Annotated in this window: 16 protein-coding genes; 11 read left to right on the top strand and 5 right to left on the bottom strand. The window is 61.9% G+C overall.

Features of this window, described 5'->3' with window-relative positions; translation table 11 throughout:
- Positions 1-21 precede the first annotated feature (21 nt).
- Positions 22-702 (bottom strand): glycosyltransferase family 2 protein, encoded by a 681-nt coding sequence (locus tag BSZ39_RS01450; protein WP_073715624.1) that lies wholly within the window; start codon positions 700-702, stop codon positions 22-24.
- 65 nt (positions 703-767) lie between these two features.
- On the opposite strand from BSZ39_RS01450, the gene BSZ39_RS01445 reads away from it, so the two are divergent.
- Genes BSZ39_RS01445 through BSZ39_RS01435 form a run of 3 tightly spaced genes read left to right on the top strand, consistent with a single transcriptional unit; the run spans position 768 to position 3,457 of the window.
- Positions 768-1,367: an acyltransferase gene (locus BSZ39_RS01445; RefSeq protein ID WP_073715623.1), complete on the top strand. Its 600-nt coding sequence runs from the start codon at positions 768-770 to the stop codon at positions 1,365-1,367.
- A complete protein-coding gene (locus tag BSZ39_RS01440; protein ID WP_073715622.1) occupies positions 1,364-2,467 on the top strand; it encodes a DegT/DnrJ/EryC1/StrS family aminotransferase in 1,104 nt (367 codons plus the stop codon). The genes BSZ39_RS01445 and BSZ39_RS01440 overlap by 4 nt, the downstream gene beginning before the upstream one ends.
- A gap of 3 nt (positions 2,468-2,470) precedes the next feature.
- Positions 2,471-3,457 carry a Gfo/Idh/MocA family protein gene (locus tag BSZ39_RS01435; RefSeq protein WP_073715621.1) on the top strand — a complete coding sequence of 329 codons (987 nt, stop codon included), beginning with the start codon at positions 2,471-2,473 and terminating at the stop codon, positions 3,455-3,457.
- 69 nt (positions 3,458-3,526) lie between these two features.
- Here the strand turns inward: BSZ39_RS01435 and BSZ39_RS01430 are convergent, their stop codons facing one another.
- A complete protein-coding gene (locus tag BSZ39_RS01430) occupies positions 3,527-5,122 on the bottom strand; it encodes an asparagine synthase-related protein (RefSeq protein ID WP_073715620.1) in 1,596 nt (531 codons plus the stop codon).
- Between the two features lie 104 nt (positions 5,123-5,226).
- On the opposite strand from BSZ39_RS01430, the gene BSZ39_RS01425 reads away from it, so the two are divergent.
- Genes BSZ39_RS01425 through BSZ39_RS01400 form a run of 4 tightly spaced genes read left to right on the top strand, consistent with a single transcriptional unit; the run spans position 5,227 to position 11,750 of the window.
- Positions 5,227-6,321 (top strand): glycosyltransferase family 4 protein, encoded by a 1,095-nt coding sequence (locus BSZ39_RS01425; RefSeq protein ID WP_073715619.1) that lies wholly within the window; start codon positions 5,227-5,229, stop codon positions 6,319-6,321.
- An 18-nt stretch (positions 6,322-6,339) separates the two neighbouring features.
- Positions 6,340-7,437 carry a glycosyltransferase family protein gene (locus BSZ39_RS01420; protein ID WP_073715618.1) on the top strand — a complete coding sequence of 366 codons (1,098 nt, stop codon included), beginning with the start codon at positions 6,340-6,342 and terminating at the stop codon, positions 7,435-7,437.
- On the top strand, positions 7,437-9,785 hold the full coding sequence (locus BSZ39_RS13125; protein WP_083602842.1) for a glycosyltransferase: 2,349 nt from the start codon (positions 7,437-7,439) through the stop codon (positions 9,783-9,785). The genes BSZ39_RS01420 and BSZ39_RS13125 overlap by 1 nt, the downstream gene beginning before the upstream one ends.
- 21 nt (positions 9,786-9,806) lie before the next feature.
- Positions 9,807-11,750 (top strand): DUF6541 family protein, encoded by a 1,944-nt coding sequence (locus BSZ39_RS01400; protein WP_073715617.1) that lies wholly within the window; start codon positions 9,807-9,809, stop codon positions 11,748-11,750.
- 6 nt (positions 11,751-11,756) lie between these two features.
- Here BSZ39_RS01400 and wecB read toward each other — a convergent pair whose 3' ends face one another.
- Both wecB and BSZ39_RS01390 read right to left on the bottom strand, forming a co-directional pair.
- Positions 11,757-12,818 carry a non-hydrolyzing UDP-N-acetylglucosamine 2-epimerase gene (gene wecB / locus BSZ39_RS01395; RefSeq protein WP_073715616.1) on the bottom strand — a complete coding sequence of 354 codons (1,062 nt, stop codon included), beginning with the start codon at positions 12,816-12,818 and terminating at the stop codon, positions 11,757-11,759.
- Between the two features lie 9 nt (positions 12,819-12,827).
- Positions 12,828-14,120, bottom strand: a complete 1,293-nt coding sequence (locus BSZ39_RS01390) for an oligosaccharide flippase family protein (RefSeq protein ID WP_073715615.1) — start codon at positions 14,118-14,120, stop codon at positions 12,828-12,830.
- Between the two features lie 137 nt (positions 14,121-14,257).
- On the opposite strand from BSZ39_RS01390, the gene BSZ39_RS01385 reads away from it, so the two are divergent.
- Genes BSZ39_RS01385 through BSZ39_RS01370 form a run of 4 tightly spaced genes read left to right on the top strand, consistent with a single transcriptional unit; the run spans position 14,258 to position 19,312 of the window.
- Entirely contained in the window at positions 14,258-15,556 is a 1,299-nt protein-coding gene (locus BSZ39_RS01385) for a nucleotide sugar dehydrogenase (RefSeq protein WP_073715614.1), read from the top strand.
- 21 nt (positions 15,557-15,577) lie between these two features.
- Entirely contained in the window at positions 15,578-16,528 is a 951-nt protein-coding gene (locus BSZ39_RS01380; protein ID WP_073715613.1) for a glycosyltransferase, read from the top strand.
- Positions 16,521-17,357 carry a glycosyltransferase gene (locus tag BSZ39_RS01375; RefSeq protein WP_073715612.1) on the top strand — a complete coding sequence of 279 codons (837 nt, stop codon included), beginning with the start codon at positions 16,521-16,523 and terminating at the stop codon, positions 17,355-17,357. The genes BSZ39_RS01380 and BSZ39_RS01375 overlap by 8 nt, the downstream gene beginning before the upstream one ends.
- Positions 17,358-17,359: 2 nt before the next feature.
- Positions 17,360-19,312: a DUF6541 family protein gene (locus tag BSZ39_RS01370; protein WP_143180314.1), complete on the top strand. Its 1,953-nt coding sequence runs from the start codon at positions 17,360-17,362 to the stop codon at positions 19,310-19,312.
- Here the strand turns inward: BSZ39_RS01370 and mgtE are convergent.
- A complete protein-coding gene (mgtE, locus tag BSZ39_RS01365) occupies positions 19,309-20,646 on the bottom strand; it encodes a magnesium transporter (protein ID WP_222842829.1) in 1,338 nt (445 codons plus the stop codon). The two genes, BSZ39_RS01370 and mgtE, sit on opposite strands and share 4 nt — an antisense overlap.
- Positions 20,647-20,730 lie beyond the last annotated feature (84 nt).

Raw genomic sequence — 20,730 nt, 5'->3', positions numbered from 1 at the left:
GCGTTCCCTTTCCTTGTGTCCCTACCGCATGATGAGGTCAACGAGGATGTTGACCGAGTTCAACAGGGACTGGCCCTTACTGCGTGAATAGTCGGTATAGCGGATATGTACGGGCATCTCGGTCCACGGCAGTTTCGTGCGCGCGAGCTGCGAGACGATCTCCGATGCGTGGGCCATGCCGTCCTGGCGGATCCGAATGGCCGAGAGGGCATCGCGCCGCAGGCAGCGCAGCCCATTGTGGGCATCGGTGAGCTTCAGACCCGTGGTCAGGCGTGTCATGAGGGTCGCGGTCTTGAGCACGATGCGCTTGAGCAGACCGGGCTTGGTCCGCTTGTCTAAGAATCGTGAGCCGTAGATGATGGCGAGATCATCGCGCTTGGCGCGCTCGACCATGGCGACGGCCTCGACCGGGTCGTGCTGGCCATCGGCGTCGAACGTCACAACGTACTGGCCGGTCGTTTTGATCAGAACGTAGTCGAATCCCGTCTGGAGGGCCGCCCCCTGTCCCAGGTTGATCGGATGCTGGACAACGATGGCGCCGGCCGACTGCGCGATCGCCGCGGAATCGTCGGCGGAGCCATCATCAATGCAGACGACGTGAGAGAAATACCGGAGCGCCTCGGTAATGACGTCGCCGATGACTGTCGCCTCGTTGTACAGAGGGACGACGAGCCAAGCGTCGTCTACGGGAGTGGGACTCATAGAAGGTATTGTTACAGGAGTTAGCGGTAATGTCCGCAACCCGGCCGCTTGCCCGAGGAGGATACATGGCCAGCAGAATCGTCGATTCCGCAGATGTCTCCGAGGAAGCCGTCATCGGCGACGGCACCTCTGTGTGGCACCTCGCACAAGTGCGAGAGGGGGTGACGATGGGGAAGAACTGCATCGTGGGACGCGGCGCCTATATCGGCACCGGTGTTCAGATGGGGGATAACTGCAAGGTCCAGAACTACGCGCTCGTTTACGAGCCCGCAGAACTGGCCGATGGTGTCTTTATTGGCCCCGCGGTCGTCCTCACCAATGATCACAATCCCCGTGCGATCAACCCCGACGGTTCGCTGAAGTCCGGCGAAGACTGGGAGCCCGTGGGCGTCACCATCAAGGAGGGCGCCGCGATCGGTGCTCGCGCCGTGTGTGTCGCACCCGTGACGATCGGGGCCTGGGCAACCGTGGCCGCCGGCGCCGTCGTCGTCAAGGATGTGCCCGACTTCGCACTGGTCGCAGGCGTTCCGGCGCGTCAGATCGGTTGGGTTTCCAAGTCAGGCGTCAAACTGGAAGAGGCCGCGCCTGGCATTTTCACCTGTCCGAAATCCGGTGTCCGCTACGAGCTCGTCAATGGCAAGTTGAAAGAAGAGAAGAGCAAATGAGCAAGGAATTCATCCCGCCCGCCAAACCGATTATCGGCGACGAAGAACGCGCCGCTGTCGATGAGGTCCTACGCTCCGGCATGGTCGCGCAGGGACCGCAAGTGGCCGCCTTCGAAAAGGAATTCTCCGGGCACATGGTCTCGGGCCGTGAATGCGTCGCCGTGAACTCCGGAACCTCGGGCCTGCACCTCGGCCTGCTGGCCGCGGGCATCGGCCCCGGCGATGAGGTCATCGTTCCTTCCTTCACGTTCGCCGCGACCGGTAACTCCGTGGCCCTCACGGGCGCGACCCCGGTCTTCGCAGACATCGAGCTCGACTACTTCTGCCTCGACCCGAAGAGCGTCGAAGCCGCCATCACCGACAAGACCAAGGCCATCATGCCGGTGCACCTGTACGGCCACCCGGCCAATATGCCGGCCCTGAAGGAGATCGCCGACAAGCACGGTCTCATGCTGTTCGAGGACGCCGCCCAGGCGCACAACGCCTCGCTCAACGGCGAGAAGGTCGGCACGTTCGGCACCTTCGCGATGTTCTCGCTATACCCGACGAAAAACATGACCTCCGGCGAAGGCGGCATGGTGTCGTGCGCCGATGAGGAAATCGCCCGCCGCGTGCGCCTGCTGCGCAACCAGGGCATGGAGCGTCAGTACGCAAACGAACTCGTGGGCCTGAACAACCGCATGACCGACATTCACGCCTCGATCGGCCGCGTGCAGCTGACCAAGGTCGACGCGTGGACCGAAAAGCGTCAGTCGAACGCCGCATTCTTGAACGAAAACCTCGAGGGCGTCATCGTCCCGCCGGTCGCCGCCGGCGCCGTGCACGTCTACCACCAGTACACGATCCGCGTCGATGGCCAGGACCGCGATGCCTTCGTGACTGCCCTGAAGGACGAATACCAGGTCGGCTCGGGCGTCTACTACCCGATCCCGAACCACCGCCTCGAATCGCTCACGCACTTCGCTCCGGGCCTCGACCTGCCCGTCACCGAGGAAGCGGCCAAGTCCGTGATCTCGCTGCCGGTGCACCCGTCGCTGACCGACGAGCACCTCGACCGCATCGTTGAGGCTGTCAACGCTGTCGCGAAGGCGGGTGCGTAGTCCATGGCTAACCTGCGCGTAGGCCTGCTCGGTGTCGGCTCGATGGGCCGCCACCACGCCCGCGTGATCCGCGAGACCGAGGGCATGGACCTCGTTGCGATCGCGGATCCCGGCGGCGATAAGTTCGGCGTTGCAAAGGATCTTGAGGTCCTGCCCGACGTCCACGCGATGATCGACCAGGGCCTCGATGCCGCGATGGTTGCTGTCCCGACGGTCTACCACGAGGAAGCCGCCCTGGCGCTCGCGGAAGCCGGCGTTCACACGATGGTCGAAAAGCCGATCGCTGCCGACGTCGAGTCGGGCCGCCGCGTGGCCGAAGCCTTCGAGAAGGCCGGCCTCGTCGGTGCTGTCGGCTACGTCGAGCGCTGCAACCCGGCTCTGCTGGAGATGCGTAAGCGCATCCAGGACGGCGAACTCGGCCAGATCTACCAGATTGTCACCCGCCGCCAGTCTCCGTTCCCGGCCCGCATCTCCGATGTGGGTGTGGTGAAGGACCTCGCGACGCACGATGTTGACCTGGCTGCCTGGGTCGCGGGCGCGACCTACGAAGTCGTCTTCGCCCAGACCGCCTACAAGTCGGGCCGCGAACACGAGGACATGGTGACCGTCTCGGGACGCATGGCTAACGGCGTGCTCGTCAACCACCTGGTGAACTGGCTGTCGCCGTTCAAGGACCGCACGACGATCGTCACCGGCGAGAAGGGAGCCCTCGTCGCGGATACCGCACTCGGCGATCTAACGTTGTACCGCAACGGCATCATCCCGATTGAGTGGACGCAGGTGGCGAACTTTCGGGGGGTCTCCGAAGGTGAGGTAACCCGGTTCGCCCTTGAAAAGCGCGAACCGTTGCGAGTGGAGCAAGAGAACTTCCGTGACGCCATTCTTGGCAAGCGCAACGATCACGTCTCGATGGCTGAGGGCGTTCGCACGCTCGAGGTCGTCGAAGCGATCCTGAAGTCCGCGGCCGACGGCGAGTCCGTCCGGCTCTAGTCTTCCTCCCCAGCTGAATCCGGCGTCGACCCTTCGGTCGGCGCCGGTTCGCGTATGAAGGAACTGCCACTAATCCACCTGAACGACGCGCGCGCCCTTGCTCCAGGCATCGGCAAGGAATGCCGATGTCCAGAAGCCAATGAGCTTGCGGCCGCGCATGAGGTCAAACGCGGTAACGGGCCTGGAACGGTCCGTAATGTAAACGTCGAGCGCGGTGCCATCATGAAGCGATGAATAGGTAGAGAACGCGCGGTTGGCGAGTGCCAGGAGCCCGGTAGCGGCGAGGATCTTCTTGATCTGATCACGGCGATGATCCTCGACGGCGATCGGCTGGTAGTACGGAGCGATCTCGGCACTGTCGCCGAGCGCGGCTTCGAATCGGGCAGTCACGTAATCGCGGTACCAGTCGCGCGTGAGGGATAGTTCCGGACTGGCCTTACGCCACGCGTCCCATACGGGCGCATCGATCATCGGAAGGGACCAACGAAGCCCGTAGTACTCGTAGGCGCGCATCGAGTTGTTGATGTACTTGGCTTGGCGTTCCCGCACGTTATAGGCCTCGAGCGCGTCCTGGACCGACTCGGCAGATCCGTCGTAGCCACCGCTGGCGATGAACTCGCGCAGCTTTGCCACGTAGGCGGGGTCGCCCTCAGGAGTGAGGCGTGGACCCTGAATGTCATAGTGGTGTCCCGCGATGAGCTGAGCGATCCGGCCGAGTGGCAGGGGAGCCTCATCAAGGGTGTCCTCGTCGTGCATGTTGCCGACGATCGTATGCCCGGGCACGACGATGTCGCCTTCGTGCGCGATCCCGCGGGCGAGGAGGTCCTCGAGGGCGTACCAATCCTGGATGTGGGGGAGTGAGACGCCGCCGTAGCAGAAGCGCAAGAACTCTTCAGTTTCCGGCGCGTGCCAACGCTCGAGCAGTTTTTGGGGATCGTATTCGACGAACTCCCACGGGTAATGTGCGGCGGTTGCGATCTGGCGGGAGATTTCGCTCTCGCGTGACCCTGCCACGCCGTAGGTAAATGTCACGACGTTCTTGATGTTGTGCGCGACCAGCCACGAGATGAGGAGGCGGGAATCGAGGCCGCCAGATAGCGGGATGAGGATGTTCGAGTCCTTCGCCTCTGCCACCAGACGGTTCATTGCCTGATCGAGAGCCTTATCGAAAACGGTGCCAAGCTCGTCCGGGTCGGTGATGCGATCGGTTTCAAAAAACCAGCGTCCCCAGTCGTCGACGGTGTGGGTGCCGGTAGCTAGGTCGATCGTCGTTGTCGTGCCCTGCATCGTCTGCTTTAGGCCCTCATATAGGGTGTCTTCCCCTGAGACGAAACCCATGCCTTCGAACTCGCGCGCCGATGCTGGGCTGATTGATAGCGGCCGGTGCCGTGCGATCGCGCGAGGGTCGTCACCGATGATGACAGGCGTCGACGCGGTGAAGAGCACGGGGAAGGAGCGAATCAGGTCCTGGTAGATGGTGACCGTCTCATTGGTGGCGACGATCAAAGCGCCGCCGTGATATCGGACGGCGTCGACGACAGCGGCAGAATCATGCAGATCCAGCTGCTCGAGGGAGTCGGTTATACGACCTCGAGAGTGGATGTTAAGTCCCTGATGATGAGTGGTGGACCAGGATTTATCCGAAAGCTCGAAGGTCGGTGTCATCGCTTCTCCTTGACTGTGGCGCAGTGATTCCCGGTGCGCTCTCACGGTAGGCTGGTAGGGATCTCGACTCGCCTGCACAGGGCATACTACTCGAAGGATGATCGATGCGCGTTGCGATAGTGACACCGTGGTTCCCGACGGCGAAGAACCCATCTTCCGGGGCATTTGTCGTCAAGGATGCGGCGGCGTTCCAGGCAGCGGGCCATGACATTCGCATCATCCATTTGGTGCCGTCTCACGAGGACGATGGCACTCGCCGCGTCTGGCATGAAGGGCTCCAGGTCATTCGCATCCCGATGGATACGAACAACCCCATCAGCATCCTGCGTGCTGCAAGCAAGATGACTGCGCTGCTCCACGGGGCCGACATCGTCCACACCCAGGCGCTTAGTGCAATCGAGCCGCTCGTATTCTCTCGCCCGACGATGCCGTGGGTCCACACCGAACACTGGTCGGCGATTACCTCGCCGGAGACGCTGCCTGCTCCGGCGCGCGCGATGCTGCCGATGCTGCTGCAGATGGAAAAGCTGCCCCATGTCGTCGTGGCGGTATGTGAATTCCTCGCGGCCCCGATTCGCGAGGTTCGTGGGCGCCGCGAGGTCGTCGTCATCCCGTGCCAGGTTCCATCACCGGCCACGCTCGCGGAACGCCCCGAGCAGGGCAAGACATTGAACCTCATCTCGACCGGCGCGCTCGTCGAGCGCAAGGACCCACTCCTTGCCGTACGCACGCTCAAGGTTCTCAAGGATCGCGGACACGACGCGTCGCTAACGTGGCTTGGCGATGGCCCCTTGCGGGAAGCGGCGATCGAGCTCGCGTCCGAGCTAGGTGTGAAGGCAGATTTCCCGGGCACGAAGAGCGCGCAGGAAGTGCGCGAATATATCGCTAAGGCCGACATGTTCTTTGGCCCGACTCGCGCCGATAACTTCTTCGTCGCTGCCGCTGAATCGATTGTCAACGGGCGCCCGCTCGTCGTCGGCGCCAACGGGGGGCAGGGTGAGTACATTGATCGTTCGGTAGGAATCACGGTCGATCAGCAGAATCCTGAAGCGTATGCTGAGGCGATTCTCGAATTGAACGCGCGAACGGCGGCACTCACCGCTGATGAGATCGCGGCAACGGTCGGGGACCGCTTCGAATCGACCTCAATCGCGCAGGCCTACACGGATCTGTACGAAAAGCTCGCGCGTCAGTGCTAACAGCGAATGGAGACCACAATGCCGACGATGATCTACCATGCCCCGTATCCGCTGAACCCCGACTCGGTCTCAGCTTCCGCGATTCGACCGATCAAGATGCTGCAGGCATTCGAAGATCTAGGCTTCGAAATCCTAGATATTACCGGGTATGCCGTCGAGCGAAAGCGTCGGTTTGCGGCGCTCCGGAAGCGCGTTGAAGCTGGTCAAAAGATCGACTTCATGTACTCAGAGAACGCGACCATCCCGCCGTCGGTGACGGAACGTAAGCACTTGCCTCCACATCCATTCCTCGATCTGGAGATTTTCCGGTTCGCCAAGTCTCGTGGCATACCTTCGGGCATCTTTTACCGCGATATCTACTGGAAATTCGAGGAGTACGACCAACGGGTCGGCCAACCACTGGCAGCTGTCATGAAGTTGCTGTACCGAGCTGAGCTTTTCACGTATCAGAAGTATTGTGACGTCATCTTCCTCCCGTCCATGGAGATGGGTGAGTACCTACCTGAGGTAACTAAGCCGCGCCATGAAGCGCTACCTCCCGGTGGTCAGATCGTAGAGTCCTCGGGGCCAAGGGAGGGCGTGTCGATTTTCTATGTCGGTGGTGTAGGCGACCACTATCGGATGCACAACCTGGTACGTGCCGTCAGCGAGATCGACGGTGCGCGGCTCACCATTTGCACTGAGGCGTCGCGTTGGCAGGCGGTTGCTCACGAATATCCTGAGGCCGGTTCGAATGGCATTCGTATCGTCCACGAGTCCGGCGAGGGCTTGAACAAACTGTACGAGGACGCGAACATCTGCTCCGTTGCATTCGAGCCACTCGAGTATCGCGAGTTCGCCTCGCCGTTCAAGTTCTATGAGTACATCGGCCGTGGCAAGCCCATCATCGGCACAAAGGGATCGCTGACCGGTAAGCGTATCGACGAGTTGGGGATCGGTTGGACGACCGATAACTCCGTATCCGAGATCAAGGACGTGCTCGTCCGGTTGCTGGACAATCCGGCAGAACTTGCAGAGGTAACGAGCCGGTGCGAGGCAGTAAGGCATAACCACAGTTGGCCGGCCCGTGCGAGACAGATCGCGGCATCATTGACCGGTGAGAGCGGAGGACGCTGATGCATGTCCTGTGGACACCATCCTGGTATCCAACCGAGAGCCAGCCCTTTAATGGAAGCTTCTTCGCGGAACAGGTTTCAATGCTGCGAAGTTCCGGCATCGAAGTGGGCGTCATCGCGCTTAACCCCACGACAGCGTGGAAAAAGCGGGAAACTGGGTTACGGCTAAACCGAGCTGAGCAAGTAATCCATCAGGATTTTCCCACGGTTCCACTGGGGATCGTTCCGGGTGATAGACAACTGATCGAACTGTTCAGCGCGCGGATCGCCAAAGTGTACGAGGAAGAGTTCGGGGTTCCGGATGTCATTCACTCGCATTCGGTTTTCCCTGGCATTCTCGTTGCTCAGGCCCTTTCGCGGCGTTGGGGGGTCCCGTACGGCATTACGGAGCACCGTCCGTCATCGCTTACACGGAATCCGAAGAGCTATCGCTATCGGATGATCCGGGACGCGGTGTGTGGAGCCAGTTTTCATTACGCAGTGTCGCCCGACTTCGCTGAGAAGCTGTCCGAGTATTACGGTTGCTCGACCTTTGGCGTGATGAGTCTGCCGGTTCCGGGCCGCTTCTTTGAGCAGCCCACTCATGTCCCGGACACGGACACCTTCACCTTCATGCACGTTTCGCATCTCGATAGAAACAAACGGGTAGAAGAGAGCCTCCTAGCTTTCGATGCGGTCTACGCTGAGTTTCCCCACACTCGTTTCCTCGTCATCGGTGGAGATCCGGAAAGAGTTCGAGAACTGCGGTCCTTTGCAGCCGATCTAAGATGCCGCGACGCCATTGAGTTCGCTGGTCGTGTCGGCCGCGACCAAATGCCCGGAGAAATGAATCGGGGCGACTGTCTCATCCTGTTCTCGGCTCGAGAGGCCGGTGGAACAGTCTATGCTGAAGCGCAGAGCATGGGCATCCCCTGTATTGCCACGGCAACCTCAGGTGGTCGACACATGGCGACTGACGGCATGGGGTGTGTCGTACCCATCGACGACACCAGCGCTTTCGCTCGCGCCATGAAAGAGATGGTCAGCGCATATGCCAACGGCCAAGGATTCTCTAACGGAGAGATTCGGCACCGCGCATGGGGAAGATCGTCGGCCAGCGTGTTCATTAACCGCCACCTAGTCGCATATCGGAAAGTGATCGATGCATACTCGCGCAAGAAGCGAGCGTTGGTCGTTTCTCGGATTCACATGCCGGAAGCTTCAGCAGCATCATTCAGGCTCGAAGCCGTGGAGAAAGCCTTGACGGCCCAAGGGGCCGACGTCCGGGTCATCACATCGAAGCCGCCTAGCTCCGCGCCCACGGTTTCCTTCGAGCCGAATATCGTACGGGTCCCGGTTCTACGCGACAAGAGTGACTACTTGCGCGGCTACTTGCCGTACATGTCGTTCGATTTGCAGGCGTCATTCCGGGCCCTCATTGGTTCGAAACCGGACGTGGCTCTCGTTGAGCCTCCACCGACAACCGGATCCTTCATGCGGCTCGTTTCGCTCCTTAGGCGGTTTCCTTACGTTTGGTACGCCGCGGACGTGTGGTCGGATGCTTCCGAAAATACGGGAGCTCCCAACGTGGTCGTGCGCGCTGTGAAGATGATGGAGAGTTTCGCGATCTCAGGAGCTTCTGGCGTCGTCGCTGTGTCCGATGGCGTCGCAAAGCGGGTACGTGAGCTCGGTGGACGAAACGTTCTGGTGCAGCCGAACGGTGCGGATACCGAACTCTTTAACCCCTCCGGCCGTCAGCTAACGACTGAGGAGCTAGCAGTCGCCGGGGTTAAGCATCCATATTTCATCTACGCGGGTACAGCCTCGGAGTGGCAAGGAGCCGAAATCTTCGTTGAGGCTTTCAGCAAGGTCCTTGATCAGTACCCGGACACCCAGATTGTCTTCCTCGCTCGCGGCTCGCAGGTTCCCCGCATCGAGGAGCAAGCAGCATCTCTTGCAACTGCGACCGGAATTACAAACCCGGTCGTCGTGTTAGAGCCCGTTGGGCCAGAAGAAGCCGCCGCGTGGCAAAGAGGGGCTATTGGCGCACTCGTGTCTATCGTCCCCGGGCTTGGGTACGACTTTGCCTATCCCACGAAGGTCTTAACGGCCCTCGCAAGCGGCACCCCGGTGGTGTACGCTGGCGCGGGACCTGCAACGGTCGATATCACCAACCATCAGCTTGGAGAAGTCGCAGAGTTCTCTGCGGACAAGGTCGCTTCCTCGATGCTCAAGGTGAGACGCTCCGCTGCCACTGATGCGGAACGAGAACGCCTTGCGGAATGGGTGCAGGACCATAAATCGATGTCGGCGATGGGTGAGGCAGTCGCGTCTTTCGTGCTGTCATGCGCCCGATCAGAAAGGTCATAACGGACTTTGCTGCTTTCGTGGATGAGGTATCTCCCTGAGATTTCCTCAATCGTCCTCATTACTTTCCTGCCGGGCCTGCTCCTCGTCCTCGCGGGGCGACCCGCGACCCGCCCGCTGCTAGCGGTTGCCCAGGCCCCTGCCTGGACCTTTGGGATCGTGGCGCTTCTGTCCGCGATACAGCCTCAGCTGCCCATACGGTGGGGCCTCATCCCGTTTATCATCGCCACCGTGGTCGCTGCCGCTGTAGCATTCGGGGTTCACGGGGTTATTACCCGTAAGTGGAGGCCAGACCTCTCGTTGTGGCGGAATCGTTATGACTGGCAGATGCTGGCTTTTGCCCTAGTGATATGGCTGATCGCCATTGCACCGATCGTCTTGACCTCCAACGCGTCAAACCCGGTCCAGGGTGGGGATTCGAACTACCACTACAACCAGCTGTGGCTGATGGAGCGGACAGGCAATGCTTCTCCGCTCGAGTCGAATGCCACGATGGCTGGAATTGACCCGCTTCCTTGGTATTATCCCAACGCCTGGCATGCGCTGCTTTCGCTGGTCACCGTTGGGCCGCAGGACACCCTTGCCGTGACCAATGCGTCGCTCGTCGTGACTCCGCTGATCTTCCTCCTCGGTGCGGCGGCTTTCGCAATGGTCGCTGCGAAGGAAGAGAAGGTTTACCCTTGGGGCCTGCTTGCGGCTTCGTTCGCGCCTCTCGCTCTGACTCGACTGGCGCTTGCGACGACATTGTGGCCATTCGTTTTAGCCTTTGCTGCGCTCCCCGGGTTGATTGGCGCGATCATCGACAATCTCGGCAAGACAAGCATCCGGCGAATAGTGCTCACGTTCGGGATCTTCTTGCTACCGCTCATCGGCGTATTCGCGGTCCATCCCTCGGTTTTCCTACCGCTGTCGATTCCGCTGTTTGCGCTCGTTGTCGCCTACCTCCTGTGGCGCGGCTGGCTGGATCTGCAGAACAAGCGATATGCGAGGGGGGTTGGCGTCGTCGCTCTTGCGGCGTTTTTCGTCGCCGCAGCCTACCTTTTCATGATCCTTCCGGGACCACAGCGATACTACTTCGCTCGCTTCCCAAAAGTTGAGTGGGACAACATTATCGCTAAGGTCTTTTTCTCGACGTCGATGTTCCTTCCGGGCGGGGGAGCCTACGCCGTCTTGTTCTACGCGGCCGTCTGCGTCCTTACGCTCGCTGCTATCTTCGTCGCCTGGCGCAAGCGCCGCCACGCGCTCGTCATCGCGTGGTTCTCCCAGTGGCTCATTGTCCTGGGAAGCTACCTGCCCATCGACGGCATTAGCCACCTAACCGCGCTGTACTACTCGAATCCCAACCGGGCAGAGTTTGCGGCGGCGATTTTCCTTGTTCCCATGCTAGGGATCCTGTTCTACGAAGCTGCCTCGTGGCTCGCAAAACGACAGTGGAAACTCACGGAGATTCCTCTCACGAGAACTCTTGGCGTCTGCACCGTCATTATGCTTGCCGTCACGGCGTACGGCTTCAAGGGTGTCGCCCACGACACCAAGACGACCTTTAATCCGAGTGAGGATAACGTCCGCTATCTCGCCACTCCTGAAGAAGTCGAGATGATCAAGTCTGCGGCGGACATCCTGCCGAAGGACGCCTACGTACTCGGGGATCCCGCTGCAGGTGCGGCGCTGCTCCAGCCGCTCTCCAACATTCGAGTGGTGTGGCCTTACCCGAACTATCCCCAGACCGGGCTTGACGCGTTCTTACTGCAGCGGTTCCGCCTAATCGATTCTGACCCATTCATCTGTAAGATCCTGAACGACCACGGGATCAAGTACTTCTACGATGACAAGGCGCGCTACTACAACGGTGGCTACACCGATGAACTGCGTCCGGGGCTCTACGGCGTCGACACGTCAAAGGGCTTCACCAAGCTTGCATCCGGGGGCAGCGCAACCCTGTACCGGATCGACGCTTGTAATAAGTAGCGGCTGTTAGGCCCGCAGTAACTCGGCGGCAACGCGCTCAGCCGCGTTGCCATCGCCGTAGGGCTGTTCGTCGGTGTCTTCGGGGCGCGGGCGCGTCGCGGCAGCCGTGAGCGCATCGCCCGGCTCCACCAAGACGTTCCAGCCGAGCTCAACGGTCTCAACCCATTCGGTTTCGGGCCGCACAGTCGTGGCGGGTACGCGCAGGAGGAAGGCTTCCTTCTGCAGACCACCAGAGTCAGTGACGATACCGCGAGCCTTCAAGCACGACGCGACGAGGTCGGGATAGGCAAGCGGAGCGTGTGAACGGAGGTTGCCTTGGTTGATGTCGAGGCCGTGGGCCTCGCATTTCGCGACCAGGCGCGGGTGCGCGAGCAGCACGACCGGGTGATCGACTCGCCCGAGAGATTCCAATACGGCCGCAAGACGCTGTGGGTCATCGGTGTTCTCCGCGCGGTGGATGGTTGCAACGGAGTATGTGCCGTCCTCGAGCCCGAGCTCAGCCCCGATCGGGGAAGGCTTATCGGCGACGGCATCGCGGACCTGATAGAGGACGTCGGTCATCACATCGCCGACGACGATCGTGCGCTCGGCGAGGCCTTCCCGCTCCAGATGCTCGGCCGCGACGGTTGTGGGAGCGAGCAGGAGGTCAGCGCAATGATCGGTTAGAACCCGGTTGTGTTCCTCGGGCATGCGACGGTTGAAGGAGCGCAGGCCTGCCTCGAGGTGGGCAACCTTGATGTGTTGTTTGACCGCAGCGAGGGCTGCCGCGACGGTCGAGTTGGTATCACCGTAGACCAGGACCCAGTCGGGCTCGTGCTCGGCGAGAACGTCATCCATTGCGGCGAGGATGCCACCTGTCTGCTTGCCGTGGCTCGCCGATCCGACACCGAGGTGCACATCGGGAGCGGGGATCCCCAGATCCTCGAAGAACACATCCGAGAGCATCGGGTCGTAGTGCTGGCCGGTATGGCAAATCACGTGGTCGACGCCGGCAGCGGCCATCGCTTTCGCGATCGGAGCGAGCTTCACAAACTGGGGGCGGGCACCGACGACTGACAGGATCTTCATGTTGTCTTCCTATTCAACTTCGTAGGTCTCTTCACCGTGATCGAAGCGGTGCGCGACCCAGAGGGTGAGTGCGGTCAAGCCGATGAGCATGATGCTCATCGTGGCGGAAATGAGCCACATCATGGCCACAATATCGAGCTTTGCGCCGAATAGAAAGATGAGCGAAAGCGGGATGAGAGCGTAGGCGATCGCGAACATGAGCATGTCCTGCTGGCGATTAACGACGACGAACACCGTCGAAATCGGCGAAGTCGCGACCATGATGAAGAGCCACGGGATCAACGCCTGGGAAATGACGCCCGCAAGTTCCCAAGTTGGGCCAAGGAACCAGGGGACAAGCCACGGAGCAATAACGAACAGGATGAGGAAGGGGATTGCCGCGGCTCCGATGGCGACGAGTACCGATAGGCGCACGAGCTTGTACAACTCGCCCCGCTTCGCCGTGGCAAAGCGCTGGTAGAAGACCTGGCTGATCGCGCCGGCGATGAGGGTTACGGGGGCTTGCATCAGGCCCCAGGACCTCCCGAACTGGCCGACGATGGCAGCGGAATAGGCCATGCCAAGCAACACGACGATTCCGTTAATCCGGAAGGCATCGACGAGCGCGTTCGGCGCGTTAAGCAGCGGCATCTTCTTATACCGGCTGAATAGCTCCTTGAGTGGCGTTGTGCAGCCGGAGGGTGTGAAGATCGCGTCCCGCGCTCGGTGCGCAAGCAGACCAATCGCTGCGCCCTGGGCGAGTATCTGACCCCAAACGAGGCCGAAGAGCCCGCCAAGTCCGACGTAGTGGGCGCCAATCTGGCCGCCAGCCTGGGCTCCGGCCATCAACATGCGGTTACGAGAGATGGTGCCGTACTCGAGCTGGCGATTGAGCCAGAACGTGATCGTCCCGATACCACCGAGAGTTGCGACGATCAGGCCGCTAATGGGCAGCCAGGGCGCGAGCTCGGGTGCATTGACCAGTTCAGAGATCGGAGTTCGGAATACCCACGTGACCAGTGTTGTAAGCAGCGAGAGGATGCCGATGATAGCGAGGGATGCTCGCAGCAGCCGACGGCTTTCACTCTCATCGGACGGCAACATGATCGCCATGTCGTAGCGCAGCGCGCCGACGGCGACCACGGTGAGGGGGATCGCGAGGAGGATAGCGTGCAGGCCGAACTGTTCTTCAGTGTAGATGCGCCCAAGGATTGGCTGGGTAAGAATGCCGATGAGCTGCGCCACCATCGTTCCCGACAGCAACGTGGAAATCGAGACGAGGATCGGATATTTCACCGTCAACGTCTTCCAGCGCTCGCGCACATCGTCTCCTTCTGCGATATTTTGCTGACTCGACCTTACCGCCACAGGCCCGGCTTTTCCGCAGTGCGCGAGTGTGATGGTTACACTGACTAGTGACCGTGCCAGGGGGCGTTGTCTGAAATTAAGGAGTAGCGCGCATGCGTATTGCAGTTGTCGCCATGGGAAAGATCGGCCTGCCGCTGGCCGTGCAGTTTGCCGACGCCGGACATGAAGTCATTGGCGTTGATGTAAACGAGCAGACCGTCGCTTCGATCAACGAGGCCAAGGAGCCGTTCCCCGGCGAAGCGCACCTGCAGGAAAAGCTCTCCGAGCTCGTGCCGGCGGGCAAGCTGCGTGCGACTACCGACTACTCCGAGGCGATTCCGGGTGCCGAAGCGATCGTGATCGTGGTGCCGCTGTTCGTCAACGACGAGACCTGGGAGCCGGACTTCGCCTGGATGGATGCGGCGACGCGTTCCTTCTCCAAACACATGAGCCCGGGCACGCTCATCTCGTATGAGACCACGCTGCCGGTCGGCACGACCCGCAACCGCTGGCGTCCGCTGATTGAGGAAGGCTCCGGCCTCAAGGAAGGCCACGACTTCCACCTCGTGTTCTCGCCCGAGCGCGTCCTCACCGGCCGCGTGTTCGAAGACCTTCGCAAGTACCCGAAGCTCGTTGGCGGCCTGAGCGAAGAAGGCACCAAGCGCGCGATTGAGTTCTACGAGGCAGTCCTGTCCTTCGACGAGCGCGACGACCTGCCGAAGCCGAACGGCGTGTGGGACATGGGTAGCGCCGAGGCGGCCGAAATGGCCAAGCTCGCCGAGACCACCTACCGCGATGTCAACATTGGTCTCGCGAACCAGTTCGCCGTCTACGCCGACAAGGTCGGCATCGACGTCAACAAGGTCATCGAGGCCTGCAACTCCCAGCCGTATTCGCACATCCACCTGCCCGGCATCGCCGTCGGTGGCCACTGCATCCCCGTCTACCCGCGCCTGTACCTGTCGACCGACCCCGACGCGTCCGTCGTGCGGACCGCGCGCCAGTTCAACGCCGAGATGCCTGTTTACGTCGTGCAGCGCGTCGAAGAGGTCCTCGGCGAGCTCAAGGACGCCAAGGTCGCGGTCTTGGGCGCGTCCTACCGAGGCAAGGTCAAGGAGACGGCGTTCTCCGGCGTCTTCCGCACGGTGACCGAACTCGCCGAGCGCGGCGCAAAGGTCGCCGTGCACGACCCGATGTATTCCGATGAGGAAATCGAAGGCTTCGGCTGGCAGCCCTACCACTTCGGTGAGGATGTCGACGCTGTCATCGTCCAGGCGGACCACCCCGAGTACGCCGAGATCAAGCCGGCCGATTTCCCCGGCATCAAGCTCCTGTTCGACGGCCGTCGCGTGACCTCGGCGGAGCTGTGGAAGGGAACGCCGCGCCTCGTCATCGGCGACGCCGCGAACTAACGGCCAGCCGTAAGGGATTCCATGACTTCCGTGATCGCTGTCGTCGTGGCGTACAACCGCCGCGACCTCCTCGCTCAGACACTCGACGGACTGGCGAGTCAGGACCGACCCGTTGACGGCGTTGTCGTGATCGACAATGCCTCGACCGATGACTCCGGTGAGCTCGCACGAGCCCACGATGTCGTCACCGAGGTCGTGACGATGACGGAAAACTTCGGGGGAGCGGGCGGCTTTGCGGCCGGAATGGCGCGGGCTGTTGTCCAGCACGACGCTGACCTCGTTTGGGTCATGGATGATGACACGATCCCCACGCCAACGGCGCTGTCGGCGCTGCTGAAGGCGCGCACGGACTATCCCGGCACGCCAGCGATCCTCGCGTCGCGGGCCGTATGGTCCGATGGCCGCGAGCACCCGATGAACACGCCGCGTAACAGACCTGGTGCCAGCCGCGAGCTCATCGCGGCGGCCCGCGCTATCGGTGCCCGTCAGATCCGTTCGGCTTCGTTCGTTTCGATCCTCATCGACGCGCGCGCGATCTGGGAAGATGGCCTGCCCGAGGCGGATTTCTTCTTGTGGAACGACGATTTCGAGTACACGGCCCGGCTGCTGCGCTACCGCGTGGGGCTGTTCGTCCCCGACTCGGTCGTCCACCATCTCACCCGCACGTTCGGAGCCTCCGAGACCGACCCGGGAGCCAGGTTCTACAACGAGGTCCGCAACAAGATCTGGTTGTTCACCCGCTCGGAAGCTTTCGGTCCGGTCGAGCGGCTCCTGTACGGCGGCCGCTCGGTCCTGCGTTGGGGCCAGACTGTCTACGCGTCGGGGCAGCGTGGCACTCTGTTGAAGCACGCGCGCCGCGGGATGAAGGACGCCGGGAAGGCACCTACGCCCGTCGAGGTCGTACTTGCGAACACTCCGGTCGCCGATGAGGTGCGAGTGATCCAGGCCCGCGCGGGGCGTATCCATGGCTAACCTCCCGCAGTTTTCCGTTCTCATGGCGGTCTACCGCGGAGACAACGCCGTCTTTTTAACCCGGGCGCTGCAGTCCGTCAGCGTTGACCAGGAACTCAAACCAGACCAGATCGTCATCGTGCGTGACGGTCCAGTGCCGACCGAGATTTCTCGCGTCCTTGCCCGCGCCGAAGAGATCACCGGCGGAATCCGCGTCGATGTCGTGCCGCTGCCAGACAACGTTGGCCTCGCCCGCGCACTGCGCGAAGGACTCAAACACTGCGAGCATGACGTTATCGCGCGTGCCGACGCCGATGACATCTGCCTCCCGAACCGATTCGCGGTCCAGATCCCGCTCATGACGGACCTCGATCTCCTCGGTGCGGGAATCGCGGAGTTCCAGGCCGATGAGTCCGAAACCGGACTTGTACGTCGACTGCCGATGACAGCCGAGGACATTCGCGATGTCCTGCCCCTGCGAGACCCGTTTAACCATCCGTCCGTTGTCTTCCGCGCCGCCGCCGTCAACGCGGCGGGGGGATATGACGACCTGACGAAGATGGAAGACTACTGGCTGTTCGCACGCATGGTGCACGCCGGAGCCCGCGTCGCGAACGTTCCCGATATCCTCGTGCGCTACCGCGTTGGGGCAGGCGCATACTCGCGTCGTGGCGGGCTCGACATGGTGCGTGCCGAAGTCCAGCTCCAGCGCGCGATGTTAGAAGCAGGCATCACCTCGCCGATGCAGTTCGTGCGCAACATCGCGGTCCGCGGCGGGTATCGACTCATCCCGGCAGGGATTAAGAAGGTGCTGTACCGCACCGCAATGAGCACGGGATGGAAACGGTAGCGATGACGATTGTGAGCAACTGGCTGGCAGCGATCCCGTCCTCACTGCTCGTGCTGGCCTGGCTCATTGGACCCGGTGCACTCGCACTCCTCGCGGCACGGGTACGTGGGCTCGCAGTCCTCGCATTTGCGCCCCTGATCTCTCTTGCCGCGATCGCGTGGGTGCCCGTCGTTTTCTCTTTCGCCGACGTCCCGTTCACGAAGCTCTCGTTCGGGCTCGTCGTCGCCATCGGTCTCATGTCCTTAGCCGGCGTCGCGTTGGTCCTGCAGAAGCGATGGCCCATCGTTCGCCCCATCTCGGCGCCCGCGTGGCCCGTGCTCCTCGGAACCGTGCTCGCGGCGCCGTTTGGGATCCTGCCGGCAATGAAGGCGATCGTCGACCCGAAACTTCCGCCCCAAACCTGGGACGGTGTTTTCCATATCAATGCAGTCCGTTACATCCTCGACACATCCAACGGATCGTCGACGGCTATCGGCGCGATCGCGAATGTCGATCTCAATGCGCAGTTCTATCCGGGCGGGTGGCATGACCTCGTCGCGCTGAGTTATACCTCCGACGTCGTCGTCGCGACGAATTCCGCGGCTGTCGTCCTCGGCAGCGTCCTGTTTCCGTTCAGCGTCGCGGTGCTGCTGTCGGTTTTGATGCCGACCTCGCGCTTTGCGCCGATTATCGGAGCGTTCGCCGCGATGAGCTTTTCCTCGCTGCCGGAACGTCCTGCCTCCTATGGAACGCTTTGGCCGGTCATGGCCGCCTATGTCGTGCTGCCGCTCGTGCTCGCGGCACTCGTCCGCTTCACCAAACGCGGCGATGGCGGTGGGCTGGTTGCCCTCGTAGCGGCAATCGTCGGGCTTGCTGGTCTCGGGTTGGTCCACCCTTCATCGATCTTTGCTGCCACCGCGGTTGGCTGGTGGATTCTGCTGTTCTTCCTCATCCGCGCCCGGCGAGAAGCAATCAGCGATCGCTGGCAACGCATCGTTGCCTGGCTGGGCCTCATCGGCACTCCGGCGATGCTATTCGTGATCTGGAAATCGCCGTTGTTCGAGGTTGTCAAAAGCTGGGAGCGGGATCCCGTCGGGACGATTGGTCGCGAGCTTTTTGGCGTCTTTGCAGACTCGCAACTGAGCGAACAGGGCTACGGTGATCCCGTCCCGGAGTGGGGTCTACTCGTCGGGCTCATCCTCGGCCTCATCGTGGCCGCGCGATCGCGGCAGGCCCGCTGGCTGATTCCCGCTTATGCGACCGCTGCCTATTTGTTCGTCCTGTCGTCCGTCGTGCATTTGCCGGGTTACCGTCTGCTCGCACCGTGGTATTTCGACCCGGTGCGCCTCGGCGCGATTGTGCCAGTAGTCGCTGCGCCCCTCGTCGGTCTCGGTATCGCTTGGGTCGTCGACATGTTCACCGCGAACCGCCCTGCCGTGCTCCGTACAGCCGCAGCCGTCGTGACGGTCGGTGCGCTTGGCCTCACCACGCATGGGTTCAACTACAACCAGGGCTACTGGCTGTTGAAGCTGAACTATGAGTTCAAGAATGAGGACGGCTACAACGCGCTGATCTCCCCAGAAGAGGTAGCGCTTCAGCACCGGCTGAAGGACAAGCTCCCGGCCAATGCCCGCGTCATCGGTGACCCTCGTACGGGTGCCGCCCTGCTCTATGGCATCGCCGATATCAACGTGCTGTACCACCACCTCGATGGCGCGTGGGGACAAAAGGGCTACGAGGTAGGTGCCTACTTCGACAAGCTCAACATGTCCCACCACATCTGTACGACGCTACAGTCGCTTGGAATCGACTACTACTACACCGATGAGCGGACATACTGGCCAGAAAACGAGGCGAAAAACAAGTACGAGGGCCTGCGCATCGGCCGACGCCACATCGACCGGTTTGAACTGGTCGACTCCGGCGGGGGAGCAGCGCTGTACAGGCTCTCGCTCTGCGACCAGCATCGGGACTAGAGCCCAAGCACGGCCTTCGCGATCAGGAAATACATGATGAGACCCGTGGCGTCACAAAACGTCGAGATGAATGGGTTGGAAAACACGGCCGGATCGGCGCCCACGGTTTTCGCGATGATCGGCATGACACCGCCGAGCGAGGCGGCCATGGTGCACACGCTCAGCAACGTCAGGCCAATGACCGCGCCGATCGAGGTGCCGTAGACGAGACTCGCGACGAGGAACCCGAGCGAGCCGAGCACCGCGCCCAGGGTGAAACCGATCCGCGCTTCGCGCCACAGGACGGCCAGCACATCCCGGCTCCACACGTCGCCGAGCGCGAGCGCGCGCGTCACCGTCGTCGCGGCCTGGTTTCCGGTATTGCCGCCCGTACCGGTCAACAGCGGGATGAAGAGGGCAAGCACGACGACTTCGGCGAGGGTCGCTTCAAAGATCTCGAGCACCTGAACCGTGAGGACGGCAGAGACAGCGAGCACGAGCAGCCAGACGATGCGGGATTTCACGACGCTGAGGACCGGTGTCGATAGGTAGGGTCGACGCAGCGGCTCGTGTCCGCCGTGCCGGGCCGCGTCTTCGGTATCGGCCGCCTCCGCGATCTCCAACGCGTCATCGACCGTGAGGACCCCAACGATGCGGTCTTCGGCGTCGACGATGGGCATGGCGATGCGGCCGACGGCAAGGAGCTCGCGGGCGACGCGTTCCTCGTCGTCGGTGGCGTATGCGCTGATGGGGGCGTTCATGAGATCGGCGACGGTGGTATCGGCGGGGGCGGTGAACAGGTCGCGCAGGGAGACAACGCCGACGAGCCGGCGCGTGTCGTCCATGACCGGGATCATGTACAGCGTTTCGTATTCGGCCTCCCGGTTCCGCAGCAGGTCGAGCGCATAGGCGGCGGTGCGGGAGGCTCGGACCGGGACGACCTCGGGCGACATGCGCCTGCCGATACTGCCCTTGGGGTAGCCGAGGAGAGCCGACGTGAGGTCGCGCTCCCGCCGGGTCAGTCCCCGCAGGAGCTTATCGGCCACCGACGCCGGGACTTCGTCCAGCAGGGCGGCACGATCATCGGGATCCATCTCGGTGAAGAACCCGGTGATCTCCTCATCCCGCAGCGCGGCCAGGAGGTCGGCCTGGTGGCCGGAGTCGAGCGCCTCAAAGACGTGGAGTGCGCGGTCCTTAGCCAGCAGCCGGAACATGAGAGCCCCGCGCTTCGCGGGCACGTGTTCGACGACGCGGATGAGATCAGGGATGGACACCTGTGCCGCGAGCGCGGCCAGCTCAGCGCTATCTGCGGGGGTGATGTCTTGAGTCAGCCGGTTTTCCAGTGCGGTCAGCACATCGGCCTCCAGTCTTGTCCACGGTGAGCCCCAGGGGCAATAATAGCAATAAAGAACCGGGACCCATCCTGTGGTGAGCCCCTC

This window comes from Bowdeniella nasicola (assembly GCF_001907295.1).
In the GTDB taxonomy this organism is placed as follows: domain Bacteria; phylum Actinomycetota; class Actinomycetes; order Actinomycetales; family Actinomycetaceae; genus Bowdeniella; species Bowdeniella nasicola.
Note: the sequence above shows the minus strand (reverse complement) of the source record. Positions and strands in the feature narration are given on the sequence as shown.

Excerpts from the sequence above, each read along its gene's own strand:
- BSZ39_RS01435 (WP_073715621.1), top strand. The coding sequence starts at position 2,471 with ATGGCTAACCTGCGCGTAGGCCTGCTCGGTGTCGGCTCGATGGGCCGC.
- BSZ39_RS01370 (WP_143180314.1), top strand. The coding sequence starts at position 17,360 with ATGACGATTGTGAGCAACTGGCTGGCAGCGATCCCGTCCTCACTGCTC.
- BSZ39_RS13125 (WP_083602842.1), top strand. The coding sequence starts at position 7,437 with ATGCATGTCCTGTGGACACCATCCTGGTATCCAACCGAGAGCCAGCCC.
- BSZ39_RS01380 (WP_073715613.1), top strand. The coding sequence starts at position 15,578 with ATGACTTCCGTGATCGCTGTCGTCGTGGCGTACAACCGCCGCGACCTC.
- BSZ39_RS01440 (WP_073715622.1), top strand. The coding sequence starts at position 1,364 with ATGAGCAAGGAATTCATCCCGCCCGCCAAACCGATTATCGGCGACGAA.
- BSZ39_RS01450 (WP_073715624.1), bottom strand. The coding sequence starts at position 702 with ATGAGTCCCACTCCCGTAGACGACGCTTGGCTCGTCGTCCCTCTGTAC.
- BSZ39_RS01420 (WP_073715618.1), top strand. The coding sequence starts at position 6,340 with ATGCCGACGATGATCTACCATGCCCCGTATCCGCTGAACCCCGACTCG.
- BSZ39_RS01430 (WP_073715620.1), bottom strand. The coding sequence starts at position 5,122 with ATGACACCGACCTTCGAGCTTTCGGATAAATCCTGGTCCACCACTCAT.
- wecB (WP_073715616.1), bottom strand. The coding sequence starts at position 12,818 with ATGAAGATCCTGTCAGTCGTCGGTGCCCGCCCCCAGTTTGTGAAGCTC.
- BSZ39_RS01375 (WP_073715612.1), top strand. The coding sequence starts at position 16,521 with ATGGCTAACCTCCCGCAGTTTTCCGTTCTCATGGCGGTCTACCGCGGA.
- BSZ39_RS01445 (WP_073715623.1), top strand. The coding sequence starts at position 768 with ATGGCCAGCAGAATCGTCGATTCCGCAGATGTCTCCGAGGAAGCCGTC.
- BSZ39_RS01425 (WP_073715619.1), top strand. The coding sequence starts at position 5,227 with ATGCGCGTTGCGATAGTGACACCGTGGTTCCCGACGGCGAAGAACCCA.
- BSZ39_RS01385 (WP_073715614.1), top strand. The coding sequence starts at position 14,258 with ATGCGTATTGCAGTTGTCGCCATGGGAAAGATCGGCCTGCCGCTGGCC.
- BSZ39_RS01400 (WP_073715617.1), top strand. The coding sequence starts at position 9,807 with ATGAGGTATCTCCCTGAGATTTCCTCAATCGTCCTCATTACTTTCCTG.